Here is a 20517-nt window from a genome sequence, read left to right as displayed (position 1 = left end):
TTTCCATTTGTTTTTAAAAGAGTGTGAGTTTAGATTTAACTATGGCTCACCATCTAATCAGCTTAAAACCCTGAGAAAATGGTGTGATATTTAATCCTTATCTACTACAGCCCCTAAATTATAGTCGATCTACTATAAAAATACGGCGATACGGGTTGCATTTTTCGTAGCCCCTGTCTGCGTAGGCACAGCAAGCAAGAAAAATATAACTCGTACCTAGTGGTTGTGCCCCTTTTATTTGGGATCGACTATAGATAGTTTGCTTAAGACAGTTCGCTCAAATCAAACAGTGCGCTCAAAATCATATTACGATCAACCGTTTAAAATAACGGTGCTAATCGTAAATACTGTCTTGTGCTTCACGAGCCCGTAGCTCTGCTTGGCGGCGCATGACATCTTGGGGTGGCAACTGCACAAAATAGCCTTGTGACTGTAGCTTTGCCAATACTTCGTCTTTGTCAACACGGGCCAGCGACGGCCTAGTGGCCAAATCTAAGTGCATGACAAACTTGCTACGACCTAATCCTGCACGGAAGTCCTTAGGCAATACACCCAACCAATCCCTAATCTCATCAGTATCATCTGGATAATCAGGACGGGCAATATAGACGTACATATCATCATGTTTTGGAAATTTATAAATATCGCAATGCATAAAAACAACCTATCGGAAACTATCGCCATAGGTTAGCATATTTCGGGTAAATATCAGTAGTCGCTTTGCGTTTTGGTATGGTAAACCACTCTAAAAACTTACGAAATAGTTTAAATGACTTAATAATCATAAAACCACTCAATTTATCTACGCAAGTATGCATGACTTTCATAGATAAATAGCGATTATGCTCATAAAAAGTCATTTTTGCTAAAATTATTGATTTTAATGCGGCTGATGACTTGTAAAAACACCATTAACCTTTCATAATAAAAGCGTTTTTCAGGAGAGAGTCTGTCAGCACAATCTCGTATCAAACCGCATTGGTCATACGAGGTATATAATTGCTGCACAACCACCGAAGGCGCATCCACCCTGCCAATCGCTCAGGTAAAAGGACTGAAAAACACATGTCATTATTTGTTTAGTTGTATGCCATCAAGCGTGCATGACACACAAACATAAGGCATAACAAATCTGGAGAGCGGTAAAAACGGACGACGTTTTACCCACCGAAGGGGAGAAAACACGCTATCAGCAGTTATCGGTTTGTATTGAAACCTATAGATGCGGGCTCGTGTTGAAAATCTCAGGTCACAGGACAGATAGGGCTATTACTTAAACCGACGTTCAGCGTCCGTTTGGTTTACAGCTTTCTATTTATTCTCTGTGCCACCCTTTGATGTAATATTTGCATCTTGCAATGTTGCTTCTCACTACTATGATAATGCGCATTAACTTTTATACTGTTATCCAGTATGGACTGATGCACACATAAGGATTTGTTATGACCAATACTCAAGATAGCCACTCTCCGCACACGTCTACCCCTCAACGCACCCCCCTTTATCAGTCGCATGTCGATAGCGACGGCAAACTGGTGGATTTTTCTGGTTGGGAATTGCCCATTCATTATGGTTCACAAATTGAAGAGCATGAAGCCGTTCGTACAGATGCAGGCATGTTTGATGTCTCACATATGGTCGTGGCTGATATCAAAGGCAGCGATGCCAAAGCTTGGCTACAAAAACTACTGGCTAATGATGTCGATAAGTTAAAAATCGTTGGTAAAGCGCTTTATTCTGGCATGCTCAATGAGCAAGGTGGCGTCATCGATGACCTTATCGTGTACCTGATGAATGCAGAAGCTACCGAATACCGTATCGTCTCAAATGCAGCCACACGTGATAAAGACATGGCACAGTTTAATAAAGTCGCTGAAGGGTTTGATATTACCATCACTGAGCGCCCAGAGCTTGCGATGATTGCCGTTCAAGGCCCTAATGCTGTTGACAAACTGGCACAAGCCAAACCTAAATGGGCAGATACTCTAGCAGGGCTCAAGCCTTTCGTCGGTGCGGACTTAACCGATATCGAAGGCACCGATTGGTTCGTTGCGCGTACTGGCTATACAGGTGAAGATGGCGTCGAAGTGATTATGCATGGTGATGATGCGCCAGCGTTCTTTGAGCAATTAAAAGCCAATGGCATTAAACCTGCAGGCCTTGGTGCACGTGATACCTTGCGTATGGAAGCAGGTATGAACCTATACGGTCATGACATGGACGAAACGATCAGCCCCTACGAGTGCAACATGGGTTGGACGCTAGCGTTAAAAGACGATCGTGACTTCGTTGGCCGTACTGCCATGATCAGCAAACGCAAGCAGTCAAAAGACGACAATACCGCCATGAAACAAGTGGGCCTGCTGCTAACGAGTCGCGGTGTATTACGTGAAGGCATGACTGTCACTATCAATCAAGGCACAGATAATGAACAAACTGGCATCATTACCAGTGGCACCTTCTCCCCTAGCCTCAAAAACTCCATTGCGATTGCTCGTGTTCCTGCCAGCGTATCAGAAGAAGATAACGTTCAAGTCGATCTCCGTGGCAAAGGTAAATTCGTTGATGTACGTGTTCTTAAGTTACCGTTTGTCCGTAACGGTAAGCAGCAGTTTGACTCATAGGCTCTATAAATTCTATTATTAGCCTCGATTGGATTTAGCTTCCACTATTTTTGTTAATTAACCTCTATCAATTAGGAGAGAAAACATGAGTAACATCCCAGCAGAACTAAAATATATCGCCAGCCATGAGTGGCTACGCCTAGAAGACGACGGTACGATCACTATCGGCATCACTGACCACGCACAAGACCTATTGGGTGATGTGGTATTTGTTGAATTGCCAGATGTAGGCGACATTATCGCTGTTGATGACGAAATTTCAGTGGTCGAGTCTGTAAAAGCAGCATCTGACGTTTATGCACCTATTTCAGGTGAAGTCGTTGCCATTAACGAAGCGCTAGAAGATGATCCTGAGATCATCAACTCTGACCCATATGGTGAAGGTTGGTTCTTTAGAGTAAAACCTGACAATATCGCTGACTACGAAGCATTAATGACTGCTGATGAGTACGAAAACGAGCTGTAAGAATAACCTTATAACCTAACATTGGCATTCAAGCGCATTATCATAAAAGACACATCTTATCGTAGATACTGGCATTCGCTGGTATCTGCATGCGCTACCTTAATAATCATTGCTAGATTTATAAATTCCAACTGCTAACAAATGTATTCGTATTAATCACTTATCAGACATATTGAAGAAGTACCATCAATCATGACTCAAGTTGATCTCTCAATCCCCAGCACGGATCCTAATATGAACCTCAGTACCGACAGTCAAAACAGTGTAGCAACGCCTAGTCATACACCGCAGCTACAAGCGTTTCGCGATGTAGTTGAATCACGCCGTTCAGTTCGTCGTTTTACAGACACACCTATACCTGACGATGTGCTAGCAGACTGTCTGCGCTTGGCCGTGCTAGCACCGAACTCTAGCAATCTACAGCCGTGGGAATTCTATGTCATCGATGATGCTGATAATCGCAAACGTGCGGTGAAGAACTGTATGAATCAAAACGCAGCAAAAACATCAGCACGATTAATCACTGTGGTTGCTCGTACCGACATCTGGAAAAGTCATGCTCAGCAAATCTTACGTGAATACCCTGACAAGCCCGTACCAAGAAAAGTCAAAGACTACTATACCAAAGTCGTTGCACTAGATTTTTTACGTGGTCCTGTCAACCTGGTATCAGCGGCAAAGTGGGGAGCAACTCAAGTAGTGAGGCGCTTTAAAGGTCCAATAAAATCACCTTACTATACCTTTGAAGACACCAAAAACTGGGCAACCAATAACACAGCACTGGCGGCTGAAAACCTAATGCTCGCACTACGAGCACATGGATTTGACAGCTGTGCGATGGGCGGCTTCGATGAGCCAGCCATGAAACAACTATTAGGCTTAAACGACGATCAACATATCGTTATGATGATTGGTGCTGGTGAGCGTGCTGACAATGGCGTTTACAATACCCAGTTCCGTTTCGATCAAAATCAGTTTGTACACTATGTGTAATACATAAATACTTAGTCTACTAGCTGATTATTTAATGCCTCAGACCGTTATTTTTAGTTAACTCCTTTATTACTCCCTTAACCAAGGACTATCATGACTATTTCTCAAAACCCGACGTTTGATACTTTTCAAGGACTATTTAACGAAGCGGAATTTGTCTACCGCCATTTAGGTGCAAATGAAACCAAGCAAGCAGATTTACTAAGTGCTGTTGGTTACAATGACATGGCAAGCTTTATCAATGATACCGTACCTGAGCCAGTACGCCTGCACAAAGAATTAGACCTACCAGTAGCGATGAGTGAGCATGCCGCCTTAGCGAAACTGCGTACGATGGCAGATGACATCACTGTTAAGAAGAGCTATATCGGTCAAGGGTATTCGCCTGTGCGTATGCCTGCTGTCATTCAGCGTAACGTCCTTGAAAATCCAGGCTGGTATACCGCTTATACCCCTTACCAAGCAGAAATCGCCCAAGGTCGTCTAGAAGCACTGCTTAATTTTCAACAAGTGTGTATCGACCTAACTGGTCTTGAGATGGCTGGTGCATCATTGCTTGATGAAGCAACTGCGGCGGCAGAAGCCATGGCGATGTCAAAGCGTGTCAGCAAAAGCAAATCCATACAGTTTTTTGTGGATGACCGTGTCTATCCACAAACGCTAGATGTTATCAATACTCGTGCCAAGTACTTTGGTTGGGAAGTCGTTGTTGGTGATTTTGAAACCGCTAAATCAGGCGATTATTTCGGTGCCTTATTCCAATACGTCGGTGCAGAAGGTGATGTCAAAGATTTGACAGACGTCATCGCAGCTGTCAAACAAAACAAAACGTACGTCAGTGTCGTCAGCGATATCATGAGCTTGGTATTACTCAAGTCGCCAGCTGATATGGGTGCAGATGTGGCACTTGGTAGCACGCAGCGCTTTGGTATTCCAATGGGCTTTGGTGGTCCACATGCCGCTTATTTTGCTTTCTCTGATAAAGCCAAACGCTCAGCGCCTGGCCGTATCATCGGTGTATCGAAAGATTCGCAAGGCAATACTGCACTACGTATGGCTCTGCAAACTCGTGAGCAGCATATCCGCCGCGAAAAAGCCAACTCAAACATCTGTACGTCACAAGTATTGCTCGCCAACTTAGCAGGTATGTATGCCGTTTATCATGGCCCAACTGGCGTTAAACGTATTGCCACTCGTATTCATGCCTTTGCCACTGCCTTTGCCAATGTCATCACAAACACGAATGACAGCAACCTAAAAGTCGTGCACGATCAGTTCTTTGATACTGTTGTTATTGATTGCGGTTCAGAAAAGCTTGCAACCCAAATTTTTGAAAACGCGGACAATGTTGGTTATAACTTATGGCATCTTGGTGATAGCAAGCTTGCCGTTGCCTTTAGTGAGACCAGTGATCAAACAGACTTTAACGTCTTGACACAGCTGTTTGTTAGCAAAGCGCATGATTTACCTGAAGCTGCCAGCGTATCGCTTGATAGTGCACATTTACGTACTGATGCTATCTTAACGCATCCGGTATTTAACTCGCATCATACTGAGCACGAAATGCTGCGCTACTTAAAATCGCTTGAAGATAAAGATTTGGCGATGAACCGTAGCATGATTTCTTTGGGTAGCTGCACCATGAAACTGAATGCCACCAGTGAAATGCTACCAATTACTTGGCCTGAGTTTGCCAATGTGCATCCTTTTGCACCACGTGATCAAGTCACTGGCTATATCGCCATGATTGACAGCTTACAAGATCAGCTTAAAGCCATTACTGGTTTTGATGATGTCTCTATGCAGCCAAACTCTGGTGCGTCCGGTGAATATGCAGGCCTGCTTGCTATTCGTCGTTATCATGAATCTTTGGGTGAGACTGGTCGCGATGTTTGCCTCATTCCTCAATCAGCACACGGCACCAATCCTGCTACTGCTATGATGATGGGCATGACCGTAGTCGTGGTTAAAACGGATGAAAACGGCAACGTTGATATTGATGACTTAACCGCCAAATGTGAAGAACATAGCACACGTCTAGGTGCATTGATGATTACCTACCCATCAACACACGGTGTTTTCGAAGAAGGTATCCGTCATATTTGTGACCTGATTCATAGCCATGGTGGTCAAGTCTATATGGATGGCGCCAACATGAATGCGCAAGTCGGCATGATGCAGCCTGCGGATGTCGGTGCTGACGTACTACACATGAACTTGCACAAAACTTTCTGTATCCCACATGGTGGCGGTGGCCCAGGCATGGGTCCTATCGGTATGAAAGCACATTTGGCACCATTTATGGCCAACCATACCCTAAGCCCTGTCCATAATGCTCAAAAAGACTGCTCAGCCGTATCAGCAGCGCCTTATGGTTCAGCGAGTATATTGCCTATCTCATGGATGTACATTGCCATGATGGGACGTGATGGCTTGCTAAAAGCAACTGAAATGGCTCTATTAAATGCTAACTATGTAGCCACTCAGCTAAAAGATCACTACCCTGTCCTATATACTGGTAAAAACGGCCGTGTTGCTCACGAATGTATCATCGATATTCGTCCATTGAAAGCAGAGACTGGCATCACAGAGAGCGATATCGCTAAGCGTTTGATGGACTATGGTTTCCACTCACCAACGATGAGCTTCCCTGTAGCTGGTACATTAATGATTGAGCCGACAGAGTCTGAATCAAAAGAAGAGCTGGATCGCTTCATTAGTGCACTACAATCTATCAAATCTGAGGCTCTAAAGGCCAAAGCTGGAGAAGATGGTTGGACACTAGAAGACAATCCATTAGTCAATGCACCGCATACTGCGGCGATGGTTACTAGCGGTGAATGGTCATATCCATACAGCCGTGAAACTGCTGCATTCCCATTGCCGTATATCCGCGCCAATAAATTCTGGCCAAGCGTGGCTCGTATCGATGATGTTTATGGTGATAAAAACCTCATGTGCTCTTGCCCAAGTATCGAAAACTATATGTAATTGCAGCTTTCGATGAATTATAGACAGTTCTTTATAAAAAACCTCCAAGTCAGTAGCTGATTTGGAGGTTTTATTTTATTGATGCATTATTAAGTAACATTGGCAAATAATGATAATATTGATCCATATTACAAAATCACTTTTACTTGGTTAGAATTAACTATGCAGAAAAATAATCTTGTCATTCTCATCCATGGTCTACATCAAACCGCATGGATTATGCGACCGCTAGCCAAACGCTTACAAACGACAGGGCTTAAGACTCATCAGTATGGCTACCGCAGTATGCGTGATGGTATAAAAACCAATAGCGCACGTCTTAATACTTGGCTAGAAGCAAATCATCACCCTGACCAACCGATAGATTTGGTTGGTCATAGTTTGGGTGGTCTGATTATTCGTAATTTTGTCGCTCAACATCCTAAATGGCAGATTGGACGCTGTGTGACTCTAGGCACGCCACATAATGGCAGCATTAGTGGCGATTATATTTGGCGACTCGCTCCTGCGATTATCGGTAAATCATACGAGCAGGCTTTGGATGGCACGGTTGCGCCTTTGCCAAAAGGTATCGAACTTGGTGTCATAGCTGGCAATAAAGCGCAAGGTTTGGGGCAACCTATCCTAGCCTATCACAATCGAAAATTGCGCAAAGCGGACGTAGAGACACCCTCAGAAAATCTCGCCCATGATGGCACAGTCTATATCTCAGAGACTAAACTTATCAGCGCTACCGATCATATTATATTACCGGTCACTCATACGGGTATGTTAGTTAACAAAGAAGTCGCTGAACAGACCATACATTTTTTACAAAATGGACAGTTTAAGCACGAAATTCATAAGCCCTAATCCTGACAAAAACATCATAGCTAGCAGCACTAAAATTCAAAGCCTTGCCGGTTTTTAACTATGAATCCCCATACCTTGCTGTAGCTCATTTTTGTGCTTTTCAATCACTGGAATCAAGGTTTGCACGACCCAATCGTTGCGCCAACCCTGTAATCCTAAAGGCAATTCTGACAAGTCTTTATCATAGGCGATGACTTCATATAGCTGCGCGAGCCACTTTTTACGCATCAATACATTCGCAGGCACACCGATTGCCGCCGACTGCTCATCTATCGCTTGTTGCACCGCTTTTGATAAAACCTTGTTTTTTGATCGATACGGCGGTAGTAGACAGTCCGGATGCTCTACAGCTGGTAGATTCTTTGCCTCTCGAATGACTTTTAGCAGCTCTTCACCATATAATCGCAACATACTGCGATGCATCGTTGTTTTGTGTGCCAACGCTCGCATACTGTTCGGCTTTTCGGTGACAATCTCACGCACGGCTTGTTTTTTTATGATAAAGGTACGCGGCTGATTGGTCGCACGTGCCAGCTCTTCGCGCCAAGTAGCGATGCCCTGTAGTATCGCCATTTCTTGTGAGTTATAACGATAATCTGCCATCGTTAAATACATTGCATCATCTTCAACATGCTGCGTATTATACAAATCATGGGCATACAGCTGACAATCCGCCCATACATAATCAAAAACACCTTGCTTTTTTAGCTCATATTCGAGACTTAAATACAACGCAGGCAAAAACCGTACATCATCAATTGCATATTGCTCTTGCTCATCTGATAGCGGACGCTGTAACCAGTCAGATTGGCTTTGTTCTTTATCAATATGCATATCTAACTGATCATCAAGCGCTTGCTGATAACCCATCTGCAATTGACCGGTCAAATAAGACAGCGCAATTTGCGTATCAAAAATATTGGTCAATGGTGGGCAGCCAGACAGCAGATAAAAAATCCCCAAGTCTTCACCGCATGCATGCCAAATAGCGACATCCACTTTACGCAGTGCTTCCCAAAACTCTGCCAACTGTAGCTGCGGTGCATCTAATAAATAAATATGATCACCAACGTTTAATTGCACCAGTGCCAGACGCGGATAATACGTATCGCGTTTGATAAATTCAGTGTCTAGCGCCACACGTCCACAAGTGGCTAAGGCATCAATCACTTCATCCAAACCACTTTGTTCATGCACCCACGTAATGTCGACGGCGTCAGCGACATCCAATAATGCATCGATATCTGGTTGTAGTGGTATTGTTGCAGGCTCGCTACGCATACTAACGGAGTCGGTTAGTAAATCATCAGTATTATCAGAAAGGTTTGGATGGGCTGAAGCGTTTGAGACGTTGTTTGACACGGGCAGATACCTGCATAAATAAGAGAAAATAAAACACTAAAATGCGCTTTAATAAAATAAAATCAAAAAATAATTATAACAGTACCATAAAATACGGTCGACAAAACTCAACGGCTATAGAAATATCATAAGAAATCTATAAAAAAGAGCGATTCTGCATGGCTTGACCAAGTGTCATGCTATCGAGATACTCAAGCTCACCACCCATCGGTACACCTTGTGCCAAACGAGTCACTTTATTGACATGCCGACTCACCGCTTCACTGATAAAGTGTGCAGTAGTCTGACCCTCGACCGTCGTACCCGTTGCCAGTATCAACTCTTCGATTGGCTCTTGCTTGACACGCCGAACTAGCTGATCAATATTTAGATCATCAGCGCTGATACCATCAATCGGTGATAAATGCCCACCTAGGACAAAATAGCGACCACGGTAGCCTGCGGTCTGTTCAATTGCCATCACGTCTGCTGCCGTTTCGACCACACATAACAAACTATCATCGCGCCTAGGATCTTGACACAATGGACAAATCTCATCATCACTAAAGCTATGACAACGCTGACATTCAACGATATCACGCATCCCTTCATCAAGTGCTTGGGCAAGTGCCATGCCTTGTGGGCGTTTTTTGGTGAGCAGATGTAGCGCCATACGTTGGGCACTTTTTTGTCCAACACCTGGCAACACACGCAGCTGTTTGACCAGCTGATCAAATTTGGCTGTCAGCAAAATTACTTCCTTTATTTAACTGAATTTATAAATCGTAGCTATAAAAATGGGGTCGTATCGTATCGATAACAACCCCATTTTTGCTTCAGTATGAAGTATTTACTGCTTAGAACATACCTTGCATACCTGGTGGTAGACCCATGCCTGAAGTAGCGCCTGCCATGGTTTCTTCATACAAGTCGTCTGCTTGACGCACGGCATCATTGATAGCAGCAGCAATTAAATCTTCAATCATATCTGGCTCATCTTCTAATAAGCTTGGATCGATAGTCAGACGCTTAACCACATGACGACCTGTCATGGTAACTTTTACCAGACCACTACCCGCTTCGGCGTGAACTTCTTTATTGCCTAGCTCTTTTTTAGCAGTTTCAACGTTTGCTTCTACTTTCTTTTGCATCGTTTGTGCTTGTTGCATTAATGCTTGAATATTCATAGTTGCCTCTTTTTCATTTTATAGTAATAGTAATGAGTGTTTATCAATAACGTGAGTTCGTTGACAACGATTATACCGTTATCTTTACAAGCTGTCTAAACCACGTGCCAAATCTTTGATGATATCATCTACATCTTCCAAACCGACTGATAGACGAATCAAACCATCTTTGACGCCCGCTTCCGCTCGCGCTTCTGGTGACAGGCGAAAGTGCGTGGTCGTCGCAGGATGGGTAACAGTGGTTTTGGCATCACCCAAATTATTGGTGATAGAAACCATCTGTGTTGAGTCAATCACATGCCACGCAGCAGATTTTGAATCAAGCCCGCCTGATGACTTCACTTCAAAGCCCATGATAGCGCCATAACCATCTTTCATATGATGCTGACGGGTCGCAAGCTCATGAGCAGGATGGTCGCTCAAACCAGAGAAATGTACTGTACTGACATTAGGATGATTGACCAAGAATTCTGCGACTTGATTGGCATTGTTACAATGCGCCTGCATACGCAATTTCAGTGTCTCCAGACCTTTAGTAAACACCCAAGCGTTAAATGGGCTCATGCTGATACCACCTGAACGGACAACTGTAAATGCATCTTGCATCAGCTTATCACTACCGACTAGCGCACCACCCAATACTCGACCTTGTCCGTCTAAATATTTGGTAGCAGAATGAATGACCACATCCGCACCTAAATCCAATGGACGTTGCAATGCCGGCGTAGCAAAACAATTATCAACGACAAGTAGTATATCATTGGCTTTACACAGTTGGCTCAAGTAACCAATATCACAAATTTGCGCTAACGGATTACTTGGGCTTTCACAATAAATCACCTTGGTATTTGGCTGAACCGCATTGGCCCATGCTTCATTGTCGAAGCAATCAACATAACTGACCTCAACACCAAACTTAGCCATATAATTATTAAACAGACCAATAGATGAGCCAAATAGTTGATTGGCAGCCAACAGATGATCACCCGCTTTTAGATATGCCAAGCACATGGTCAAAATAGCACCCATACCTGAAGCAGTGGCAACAGCGCGCTCACCATTCTCAAGTGCAGCCAAACGACGCTCAAAAGTACGGACACTAGGATTGGTATGACGAGAGTAGACATTACCCGTCTTCTCTCCATTAAAATGTGCGGCGGCATCAGCCGCTGACGTATAAACATAAGAGCTGGTGGTAAAAATAGCTTCTGAGTGCTCACCCTCATCAGTACGATGCTGACCTGCCCGTACGGCGATGGTCTGCATGCCATAATCCAGATCCAAATCTAAAGCATCATTGCGCCAGTTTGGATCTAATTGATTCGCTTTTTTTGGTTCATTAAAATTTTTTTTATCATTCGTTTGTGACTGACTCATAAATATTCCATTACCCTGACTGTAATTAACATGACGACTTATTTTTTGTATTATTGACTTGGGTCTGTTGCACATCCAAATTGAAGAAACGCCCTAATACACCAGTGTTATCATACCATGTCAACTTATTCCAAACAGCTGGTTTCAGATGATTATCAAATGTTATTTTTGAATAGCAATGTGCTATATACCAAGGTAAGTTTGAGGATAAACGATAACTAAATAGCAGATAAATTATCTGTTAAATATATTGCTGAAATTAGATCCTAATCTCAACTCAATCACTCACCATCTATATATAAACCTAACAACGCTAGACCCTTTTCTCCCCTGACAGCAATTTATCTTATTTTTATTACTATTTTACAAATGTAGACACACACAAATGAAAACAATGTATTTATAATAGGCACGGATACCGACAGCTGATATGCTTAGCAGCATTTTACTTTTGACAATATTGTCATTCCTCTCAAAATCAGTGCTATCCTGTATCAAAAATACACAATAACAACAGGCTTATTTTTCAAAATATAAAGTATTTAGTAGGGCTCACTAAGGTAACTCATTTATGTCGATGTTCAGTCTAGATCCAAACAACCTACCAATGAGTCTAACGCTAGGACTTACGTTAGGATTGGTTGGGTGCCAGAGTTTACCAAAACAACCACATTTACCTGAAAGTCTAGCACTATCAGCTCGCATAAATACCTTATACCAACAAGAAAGTAGCCAACCCATTGAAGAAAACAAAACATCTATAACCAATAATATTGATTTGGGCGAAGCCGTTAGTGCACAAAATGATATCCACCCAGAACTATCAGGCTACCATCCTATCGTGACTGGTGCTAATGCATTTGCCTCTCGCAGCATATTGACAGATATGGCCACACGCAGTATCGATGCACAGTATTATATTTGGCACAATGACCAAGCTGGTCAATTACTATTGAGAGATCTGTGGAAAGCCGCTGAACGTGGCGTGATTGTGCGTTTATTGTTAGATGATTTTAATAATGACGCCATTTTCGATCAACATTTATTACGGTTTGCTAGTCACCCTAACATCGCGGTACGTATTATCAATCCATTGATGCACCGTAAATTTCAAACCTTAAATTATGTTACTGGACTGCCACGCATCAATCGCCGTATGCACAATAAAAGCATGACATTTGACAAGCAGATTACGATTATTGGCGGACGTAATATTGGCAATGAGTATCTCAGTAATGATAAAAATAGCCAATTTGCAGATTTGGATGTTTTGCTGATTGGTAAAGTCGTTGCAGACATTGATAATAGTTTTGCAAGTTACTGGTCATCACCTTTGTCATTCGATATCGAAACTTTGGTGACTGCCAATGATAATGAAACGTCAGATTTTGTCGCAGCATTGGATAAACTTGGTCCAGATAACAATGACCCAGATAACAATGACAATAATGATTTGATGATTTATAAAACAGCTATCGAAGAATCAACCATAGATAATGATTTAATCAATAAGCGCGTGCCTTTCCGTTGGACAGACATGCAGTTTTTGAGTGATGATGTTGGAAAATTAACAAAATCCGTTCCAACTGATACCAATTTGGTGCATCAACTACGTACCCTGTTAGGTAGACCAACCAAGCAGTTAACAATTATTTCCTCTTACTTTGTACCTACCAAAGATGGTGTCAATACACTGGTAAAACTGGCTGAGTCTGGCATCGATATCAAAATATTAACCAACTCTTTTGATGCCACAGATGTGACTGCTGTTCATTCTGGCTATAGCCAATGGCGACCTAACCTGCTACGTGCAGGTGTCAAAATATACGAGCTGAAGTCCACTGCTGCTGCAGAAAAACGTGAAAACAAACTATGGAAAGCTCGTAGTCAATCCTCAACTAGCTTACATGCAAAAACATTTGCTGTTGATGACCATCAAGTATTCATTGGCTCATATAATGTCGACCCTCGTTCTGCTAATATCAATACCGAAATGGGCGTGATTATCAATGATGATGAGCTAGCAAAACAGTTACATGCGGCGCTTAGTGATGATCTATTAAGTCAAGCATATGAAGTTAAGCTATTAGACAATGGCAAGCTACAGTGGCAAACCATGGAAAACAATAAAAAGGTAGTGTACGATTCAGAGCCACGCGTCGATGTCAGTGACCATGTATGGCTGACGATTATGTCATGGTTACCGATTGACTGGCTACTATAGCCAAGCCCCTCCAACCCTTCTACTTACAGTATTTTCACTCGATATCTTACCTCCAATCATATTAGGGCCTGTGTTTTAAATACAGTCATTCAAGTGTGAGTAACATAGCGTTACTAAGTGACTTTTCAAATTGAATTATTATTAACTCGATATTATGACGTAAGCATTTTTCAGCTCATAAATCTTTATTTTTTCGGCAAATTACTAGGGCGTGTTGAACATTCAAATATGGTGCTGGCAGTGACTATTTTTTAGACAATATGCAGTGAAATTTTTGATGCCTAGTCATTCTAGGTGAAACAATTTCGCCATATATTGGCAAAAAAGAGTACTGCCCTGAAAGGCTGATGCTAAAATCACCCCAAACGTTGTTGCAAGCCTAGCTAAGGTCTCGACATTATCGGCGGCTTGCGCCTAGTTTGGTGCAATTTTAGCAATCAGCAGCCCTAATATTTGAATGTTCAACACGCCCTATTCATTTATAATGATTTGCCGTTTTTTATTACAGCTGGTTATCTATATATAGTCGATTCGATTCAATTTAAAAATAGTACAAGGCAGCCGAATGTAGAGGTATATCTAATACTTCAAACGAGGTTAACGCTGTAATAATTTTATAGTGGAATGACTATAGCAACTAGCTTAACGAATACCTTCATATATGCGTGATCTATTATGCCTTCCCGTTCCCAATATGCACTGATATCTTCGCAAGACAGAAATACAGTAATGTTTATCTGCTTTAGCAGTGCTGTGGCATTTTTTGATTTATTTGTATATTGCAGATATCGTAGCAACCGCTTTTTTCCCTGCTAACATCGACTCTACTATTACAAAGATACAAGGATTGGGACTATTTACGATTGGCTATTTAGCACGGCCGCTTGGCGGCATTCTCTTTGGTCGTTATGGTGATATTACAGGTCGCAAACCCGTACTCTTGATTAGTATATTAGTAACTGCTCTCAGCTTATTAGGAATGGCTAGCCTACCAACTTATGCACAATGGGGGTTAATTGCACCTATCTTGTTTATTATATTACGAATTATACAAGGTATGGCATTTGGGGTTTATGTGCCGCTGGCTTTAATTTTTGTAGCAGAGCACGTACCGCGGCAATATTCATCAGTGGTCTGTAGCTATGTCACTGCCAGTTTTTATGTGGGCGTATTATTTTCTAATGCTTTTTTTCTATGGCTGACCAACTCCATAACAACCGAACAACTATTGGATTACGGCTGGCGCTTACCCTTTTTTATCGCTGCCATCTTGAGCTTAGTACCATTGTTAGCATGGCGATGGATAGATGAGTCACCGTTTTTTCTTGAAATGAAACAATCAAAACCCAGCAATTATATTGCCAAACCATTCAACCTGCTCTTCAAACATTGCAAACATGCATTGTTTATCGGTACGGTTCTCACGTTTATCATCTCTAGTATAACAACCGTGGTCGTGCTGTTATTACCTGAACTGATTGAATTACAATTTACATTAGATAGTGATATATTTGGATTTTCGCACAGTTTGGGTATTATATTCATGATTTTTGGTTGTATATTTTATGGAATAATATCTAACCATCAAAACTTCGGCAAAGTCTTGACCATTGGTTCTATTCTATTAATCGTTCAAATGTTAGCATTTTTTTACCACCTACAAGCAAGCGGTGACTACATCCTCATTATGTATGCACTTTTAGGGTTTTTTGCGGGTATTGTTGGTATGATACCCACCATTCTTGTCCATTTATTTCCAACCAATGTTAGACTCACAGGAATGGCTCTTTGTTATAATATAGCGTACGGTATTGTCGGAGTGATGGTGCCTTTTGGGCTTGGCTATGCCACTCTTTATGTGGCTTTCTCACCCGCACTCTATATTGCGTTTATCGGTTTTATCGGCATAATAATGGGTATTTATTTTTATAACTTACCTGAAGCCAAAAAAATCGATCAGGTGATCTAAAGCTTATTCTCATTTTAAACATGGCTAAATTTTGTCAAACATACTCAATGAGAATATTTATTTGCCATAAAACTCTCTGCGTTAAAACCCAACTTTCAAAGATTAAAAACACTAAGGCTTAACCATCATGGTTGATATGACCAATAAAAGACTGTCTGTTGCACCCATGATCGACTGGACAACGACGGATTATCGTTATTTTGCACGACTGTTTAATCCACATGTTTATTTATATACTGAGATGATCAGTACTGGTGCATTGATACATGGAAATCGCTCACGGCATCTACGTTTTGATACGCTTGAGCATCCGTTGGTACTGCAACTAGGTGGCGCAGACAATAGCAACATGACCCAATGCGCTGAGTTTGCTCAGCAGCATGGTTATGATGAGGTCAACATCAACGTTGGTTGTCCCTCTGATCGTGTACAGCACAATAAAATAGGCGCTTGCCTAATGGCAGAACCTAAAACCGTCGCTGAACTGGTCAAACACATGCAAGCAGCCGTTGATATTCCTGTAACGGTCAAACACCGTATCGGCATTGATGACTTTGACAGTTATGAGTTTATGGTAGATTTTGTACAGACAGTCGCAGAATCTGGTTGTACACGTTTTATCGTGCACGCACGTACTGCGTGGCTACAAGGCTTAAGTCCTAAGCAAAACCGTGAGATACCACCACTGCGCTATGAGGATGTGTACCGCCTCAAACAAGATTTCCCAGCGCTCGACATCGAAATCAATGGTGGGATTGAAACAATAGCTGATATTGAAGAGCACTTACAATATGTTGACGGTGTGATGATTGGTCGTGCGTTTTATCACAACCCTTACCTATTAGCAGAAGCCAATAGCTTATGGGGCGAGCCAGCACCCAAGCGCTCAGATATTTTAGCGCAACTGTACCCCTATCTCGAAGAGCAAGTCGCCAAAGGCGAAGCACTACCAACGATGACCCGACATTACTTAGGATTATTTCAAGGATTAATGGGCGCACGTAAATGGCGTCAGGCTTTGAGTGGTAAACCGCAGCTAAAAATTGATGATATTAAAAGAGCCGCAGATGAAATATTACTGTTAAATCCAGATGTGTAATTGACGCTACAATCATGATAATGGCTATGTCTGACGATGTTGATGAAGACCTAAAAAATTGATAAAAATAGCATTTATAAACATAGCATTTATAAACATAGAAAAAGTCACAAATAGCCATTGTTTACTCACGCAGCTTGCGCCATATATTGCCACATCGCTGCCGCATTATTAGCGATATGCAATAACATTGGCAGTAATAGCGATCCTGATTTGACACGTGCATAGCAAAATATCAATGCCAGCACGACGATCGTACTGATTTCATAAATACCATACTGCACATGAATGATCGCAAATATCAGACTGGTCACGATACTAGCAATGATTGCCCCTCGATGCTCTGAATATGAGGTTGCAGGAAACTGCTCAGCGATAGCCGACCATAAAATACCGCGAAACACCAACTCCTCATATAAAGGGGCGACCACTACCATGGCAAAGACCAATAACCAAACTGAACTGACAGATTCATATAGCGGATCGACAAACGACAGCGGTGTCTCATCAAGAAAATATGTCAATACCTGACTGCCAATCATAAAAAGCAACAGCAGCCCCACCATCTTTATACCGACTGACAAGGAAAATGGCTTTAACCTTAGATACTGACGAATATAACCTCTCTTCAAACGAATGATACCAATACTAAGCAGCGTTATAAACACACAACCTACTATAATGGAAAGGCTCACGACCGTACCGTCATTACCACCAAAAAAGAAGATATCACTCATGTTAGAGTTTTGGTCAGAAGGCAGTACTAGCTTGCCAGCGATATAGACGCCTAACAACTGGCTGATAAAAAATGCCAACACCATCCCTACCGTCAGTAAAAACGCCCCCAAGCCTGAAAATAATGGTGCAAGATTAGATGGTACGCCATGTCGGTGTGTATCCGTCGTCGTTTTTAGCATAAAAATTGTCATCCAACAGTCTGTTCAGCAGACCCTAATAATGAACGCTTGTTTTAGAACGTTTTAGTTTAATAGCTCTCTTACAATAGCTGCTGCTCAATCAATGTTAATACCTGCTGCGCCACCGATTTTGGATACTCAAGTGGGAACATATGACCGCCTGCATGAGTAATATAGGGAATACGCAAACGCGACTGTATTTGCTGCGGGAAACGACGTTTTAGAAAGATACTGTCTTCACCGATAATCAAGGTGACTGGTACCTTAGGAGCATGATTTGGTGTTAGCCAGTACCAAGAAGGATTGGTACGGAACACAGCCACTTCTTTAGATTTGGGAATCGCCAATGTTACCTTTCCATCGGCACGCTGATGCAAACCATGATCAATGTATCCTTGAAAACTGCGCTCATCAAAATTCTTAAAAAACCCTTTATGGCGCATCTTGTCATAAGCCTCTGCTCGACTGTCCCAAACATCACGGCGATGCTTGGATACACCAGAAGGTGACAAATTATCCATCAGACGGTGATTCATCAATGGTAATTTATCGATGTTTTTTGCCACATGCCAAAGCAAACTAGACTTGCCATATATCCAAGGCGGATCCATCAGTACTGCTTGTGCAAAATACTTCGGCTCTCGATACAGCGCCTGCAATGTACACATTGCGCCAAGCGAATGACCGACTGCCACCACCTGTGCAACACCATGCTTCTCACAGGCTTGTTTTACGCTATCAATAACTTGCTGCGTCAGACTACGCCAATGATCATCTACCGGATAACCCGCCGTGTCGCCGAGCATCGCAATGTATTCAATCGTAAAAAATTCTGATAAATACTCAAAAAAAGGTGCATAAACGGCGCTTGGCATACCGTTGGCATGAGCAAAATGAATAACAGGCTTTTGAGTTATCTTAGAAATAGGCAATGTGCTAAAGGCTGGCAAATTATTATTCTCAATCATAACAGGCTCTCATCAAATCATTATGGACAGCTTATGTATCATTATCAAATCTGACATATCTAATATACCTAATATATAGGTAAGAAGGCTGAGCATAATCATATGCTCAGCCTTATCAATCATACACAGTAAATCTAAAATACAAAATACTTAATGCATCTCTACATTGCCATCTTCTTGCGGTAGAACGCCAAGGTTAACACTTGAGCCAATACCTGCGCCTAACTTAACAGCGAAACGATCCATAAATGACTCTAGAGGATCTGTTGGACTATAGTTGATCGCGGTATCAAGCTCTAACTCTTTCTCTAGACTCGCGATACTACCTGTCTTGTCTGCTAAGCCTAGCTCAATCGATTGCTCGCCTGTCCAAAATAAGCCTGAGAATAGTTTATTCTGTTCAGGATCTTTTAGACGGTCGCCACGACCTTCTTTTACAGCGTCGATAAAGTGCTTATGCGTATTCGCTAAGACCTTATCAACGTGCGCTTCTTCATAGTCAGTCAACGGACGCGACATACTTAATATATCTTTATACTCACCAGCGGTCATCGTGCGATCTTTCACACCAACTTTATCCATCAGACCTTCGACGTTGTAGCTTGACATAATCACACCGATCGAGCCAACCAAGCTTGAAGGGTTGACATAGATTTCATCTGCTGCAGAAGCAATATAGTAAGCACCAGAGGCACCAATATCACCAATCACTGCATATAATTTCTTATCTGGATACTCTTGACGCAACTCCATCATAGTTTGCCAAATTTCATCAGACTGTACAGGCGAGCCACCAGGTGAGTTGATATCTAGCACTACCGCTTTTGAGTTACTATTTTCAAAAGCACGTGTCAATGCTTCATTAACATCATAAGCATTGGCTTCATCACCACTACTAATGACGCCTTGCAGCTCAACGACTGCCAAATGTGGCTCACTGGTATCCACTGCATCTATACCTGTTGGTGTGCTGCTACAACCACGACCAAGAGTTAAAAATATCAACAAGATATAACCAAAAGTTAATAATTTAAAAAAGATACTCCAACGACGAGCGCGGCGTTGTTCAACCACACTAGCCAATAATGTGTTTTCTAGCAGTCGCCATTCTTGTCCACTCGGTGGGCTTGGCTGTTGTATCGGCGTTGGCTGATTTGCCGAAGTATCAGGACGTTTATTAGGGTCTGGTGGCCAGTTGGGCATATAACTTCCTAGGTCAGAAACAATCTAAAACAATAAAAAAGAGGATATCAAAAACACCTACCATAAGCAGTGATTTCTCACACTGCTTATGGTTTTACGGTAGTCATCATCTGTATAAATAAGCCTGCTAAGTATGGGCTTATTTCAATCATGGTTCAATAGTATAACTGTGAAATATCACTATATTGTAACTCTGAAAACATCAATGATATTCTTACAGTTCATTATTAGAGCCTGTCTTCAATTCAAACGAGAGCCCCTAAACCATGATACTTCTAAATAATACCATTCACAAAAATTAGAGTA

General features: G+C 42.1%; 16 protein-coding genes, 1 pseudogene and 2 riboswitches. Of the genes and pseudogenes, 9 read left to right on the top strand and 8 right to left on the bottom strand.

What is annotated here, in order from left to right; genetic code table 11:
- Positions 1-94: pseudogene (locus ACT3QP_RS07190) on the top strand (IS1595 family transposase); the annotation flags it as partial.
- Between the two features lie 240 nt (positions 95-334).
- Here the strand turns inward: ACT3QP_RS07190 and ACT3QP_RS07185 are convergent.
- Positions 335-655, bottom strand: a complete 321-nt coding sequence (locus ACT3QP_RS07185) for a YcgL domain-containing protein (protein WP_444525026.1) — start codon at positions 653-655, stop codon at positions 335-337.
- A 273-nt stretch (positions 656-928) separates the two neighbouring features.
- Positions 929-1067: riboswitch (glycine riboswitch) on the top strand.
- A gap of 55 nt (positions 1068-1122) precedes the next feature.
- Positions 1123-1270: riboswitch (glycine riboswitch) on the top strand.
- A gap of 172 nt (positions 1271-1442) precedes the next feature.
- Between ACT3QP_RS07185 and gcvT the strand changes: the two genes are divergently transcribed.
- The 5 genes from gcvT to ACT3QP_RS07160 all read left to right on the top strand — a co-directional run bounded on the left by gcvT (position 1443) and on the right by ACT3QP_RS07160 (position 7926).
- The gene (gene gcvT / locus ACT3QP_RS07180) at positions 1443-2624 is read left to right on the top strand and encodes a glycine cleavage system aminomethyltransferase GcvT (protein WP_444525025.1); all 1182 of its coding nucleotides are present in this window, start codon (positions 1443-1445) and stop codon (positions 2622-2624) included.
- Positions 2625-2709: 85 nt separating this feature from the next.
- Complete coding sequence (gcvH, locus tag ACT3QP_RS07175; protein ID WP_444525024.1) at positions 2710-3090, top strand: glycine cleavage system protein GcvH; 381 nt, start codon at positions 2710-2712, stop codon at positions 3088-3090.
- Positions 3091-3324: 234 nt separating this feature from the next.
- Positions 3325-4083, top strand: coding sequence for a nitroreductase family protein (locus tag ACT3QP_RS07170; protein WP_444525023.1), 759 nt, complete (start codon positions 3325-3327; stop codon positions 4081-4083).
- A gap of 93 nt (positions 4084-4176) precedes the next feature.
- On the top strand, positions 4177-7074 hold the full coding sequence (gcvP, locus tag ACT3QP_RS07165) for an aminomethyl-transferring glycine dehydrogenase (RefSeq protein WP_444525022.1): 2898 nt from the start codon (positions 4177-4179) through the stop codon (positions 7072-7074).
- Between the two features lie 162 nt (positions 7075-7236).
- Positions 7237-7926: a lipase family alpha/beta hydrolase gene (locus tag ACT3QP_RS07160; RefSeq protein WP_444525021.1), complete on the top strand. Its 690-nt coding sequence runs from the start codon at positions 7237-7239 to the stop codon at positions 7924-7926.
- Positions 7927-7980: 54 nt separating this feature from the next.
- Here the strand turns inward: ACT3QP_RS07160 and ACT3QP_RS07155 are convergent, their stop codons facing one another.
- From ACT3QP_RS07155 to ACT3QP_RS07140, 4 genes are all read right to left on the bottom strand, one after another.
- Positions 7981-9288 (bottom strand): ribonuclease D, encoded by a 1308-nt coding sequence (locus ACT3QP_RS07155; protein ID WP_444525020.1) that lies wholly within the window; start codon positions 9286-9288, stop codon positions 7981-7983.
- Between the two features lie 136 nt (positions 9289-9424).
- Complete coding sequence (gene recR, locus ACT3QP_RS07150) at positions 9425-10018, bottom strand: recombination mediator RecR (RefSeq protein WP_444525019.1); 594 nt, start codon at positions 10016-10018, stop codon at positions 9425-9427.
- Positions 10019-10124: 106 nt separating this feature from the next.
- Positions 10125-10454, bottom strand: coding sequence for a YbaB/EbfC family nucleoid-associated protein (locus ACT3QP_RS07145; RefSeq protein ID WP_444525018.1), 330 nt, complete (start codon positions 10452-10454; stop codon positions 10125-10127).
- Positions 10455-10538: 84 nt separating this feature from the next.
- Positions 10539-11831: an O-succinylhomoserine sulfhydrylase gene (locus tag ACT3QP_RS07140; RefSeq protein WP_444525017.1), complete on the bottom strand. Its 1293-nt coding sequence runs from the start codon at positions 11829-11831 to the stop codon at positions 10539-10541.
- A 571-nt stretch (positions 11832-12402) separates the two neighbouring features.
- Between ACT3QP_RS07140 and ACT3QP_RS07135 the strand changes: the two genes are divergently transcribed.
- The 3 genes from ACT3QP_RS07135 (at position 12403) to dusA (ending at position 17123) form a co-directional block, all read left to right on the top strand.
- Complete coding sequence (locus tag ACT3QP_RS07135; protein ID WP_444525016.1) at positions 12403-14055, top strand: phospholipase D family protein; 1653 nt, start codon at positions 12403-12405, stop codon at positions 14053-14055.
- Positions 14056-14818: 763 nt separating this feature from the next.
- Positions 14819-16024, top strand: a complete 1206-nt coding sequence (locus ACT3QP_RS07130) for an MFS transporter (RefSeq protein ID WP_444525015.1) — start codon at positions 14819-14821, stop codon at positions 16022-16024.
- 127 nt (positions 16025-16151) lie between these two features.
- Positions 16152-17123, top strand: coding sequence for a tRNA dihydrouridine(20/20a) synthase DusA (dusA, locus tag ACT3QP_RS07125; RefSeq protein ID WP_444525014.1), 972 nt, complete (start codon positions 16152-16154; stop codon positions 17121-17123).
- A 128-nt stretch (positions 17124-17251) separates the two neighbouring features.
- On the opposite strand, the gene ACT3QP_RS07120 is transcribed toward dusA, so the two are convergent.
- From ACT3QP_RS07120 to sppA, 3 genes are all read right to left on the bottom strand, one after another.
- Positions 17252-18040: a lysostaphin resistance A-like protein gene (locus ACT3QP_RS07120; protein ID WP_444525013.1), complete on the bottom strand. Its 789-nt coding sequence runs from the start codon at positions 18038-18040 to the stop codon at positions 17252-17254.
- 80 nt (positions 18041-18120) lie between these two features.
- Positions 18121-19008 carry an alpha/beta fold hydrolase gene (locus ACT3QP_RS07115; RefSeq protein WP_444525012.1) on the bottom strand — a complete coding sequence of 296 codons (888 nt, stop codon included), beginning with the start codon at positions 19006-19008 and terminating at the stop codon, positions 18121-18123.
- Between the two features lie 150 nt (positions 19009-19158).
- Positions 19159-20211, bottom strand: a complete 1053-nt coding sequence (gene sppA, locus ACT3QP_RS07110; RefSeq protein ID WP_444525011.1) for a signal peptide peptidase SppA — start codon at positions 20209-20211, stop codon at positions 19159-19161.
- Between the last annotated feature and the right edge of the window lie 306 nt (positions 20212-20517).

Origin of the sequence: Psychrobacter sp. AOP7-B1-24, from assembly GCF_052376215.1 — a bacterium.
GTDB lineage: Bacteria > Pseudomonadota > Gammaproteobacteria > Pseudomonadales > Moraxellaceae > Psychrobacter.
The sequence above is the reverse complement of the archived record's forward strand: the minus strand, read 5'-3'. Positions and strand labels throughout refer to the sequence as shown.

What these genes read in the sequence shown, in the direction of transcription:
- ACT3QP_RS07185 (WP_444525026.1), bottom strand. Translation starts at nt 655, where the DNA reads ATGCATTGCGATATTTATAAATTTCCAAAACATGATGATATGTACGTC.
- gcvT (WP_444525025.1), top strand. Translation starts at nt 1,443, where the DNA reads ATGACCAATACTCAAGATAGCCACTCTCCGCACACGTCTACCCCTCAA.
- gcvH (WP_444525024.1), top strand. Translation starts at nt 2,710, where the DNA reads ATGAGTAACATCCCAGCAGAACTAAAATATATCGCCAGCCATGAGTGG.
- ACT3QP_RS07170 (WP_444525023.1), top strand. Translation starts at nt 3,325, where the DNA reads ATGAACCTCAGTACCGACAGTCAAAACAGTGTAGCAACGCCTAGTCAT.
- gcvP (WP_444525022.1), top strand. Translation starts at nt 4,177, where the DNA reads ATGACTATTTCTCAAAACCCGACGTTTGATACTTTTCAAGGACTATTT.
- ACT3QP_RS07160 (WP_444525021.1), top strand. Translation starts at nt 7,237, where the DNA reads ATGCAGAAAAATAATCTTGTCATTCTCATCCATGGTCTACATCAAACC.
- ACT3QP_RS07145 (WP_444525018.1), bottom strand. Translation starts at nt 10,454, where the DNA reads ATGAATATTCAAGCATTAATGCAACAAGCACAAACGATGCAAAAGAAA.
- ACT3QP_RS07140 (WP_444525017.1), bottom strand. Translation starts at nt 11,831, where the DNA reads ATGAGTCAGTCACAAACGAATGATAAAAAAAATTTTAATGAACCAAAA.
- ACT3QP_RS07135 (WP_444525016.1), top strand. Translation starts at nt 12,403, where the DNA reads ATGTCGATGTTCAGTCTAGATCCAAACAACCTACCAATGAGTCTAACG.
- dusA (WP_444525014.1), top strand. Translation starts at nt 16,152, where the DNA reads ATGGTTGATATGACCAATAAAAGACTGTCTGTTGCACCCATGATCGAC.
- ACT3QP_RS07120 (WP_444525013.1), bottom strand. Translation starts at nt 18,040, where the DNA reads ATGCTAAAAACGACGACGGATACACACCGACATGGCGTACCATCTAAT.
- ACT3QP_RS07115 (WP_444525012.1), bottom strand. Translation starts at nt 19,008, where the DNA reads ATGATTGAGAATAATAATTTGCCAGCCTTTAGCACATTGCCTATTTCT.
- sppA (WP_444525011.1), bottom strand. Translation starts at nt 20,211, where the DNA reads ATGCCCAACTGGCCACCAGACCCTAATAAACGTCCTGATACTTCGGCA.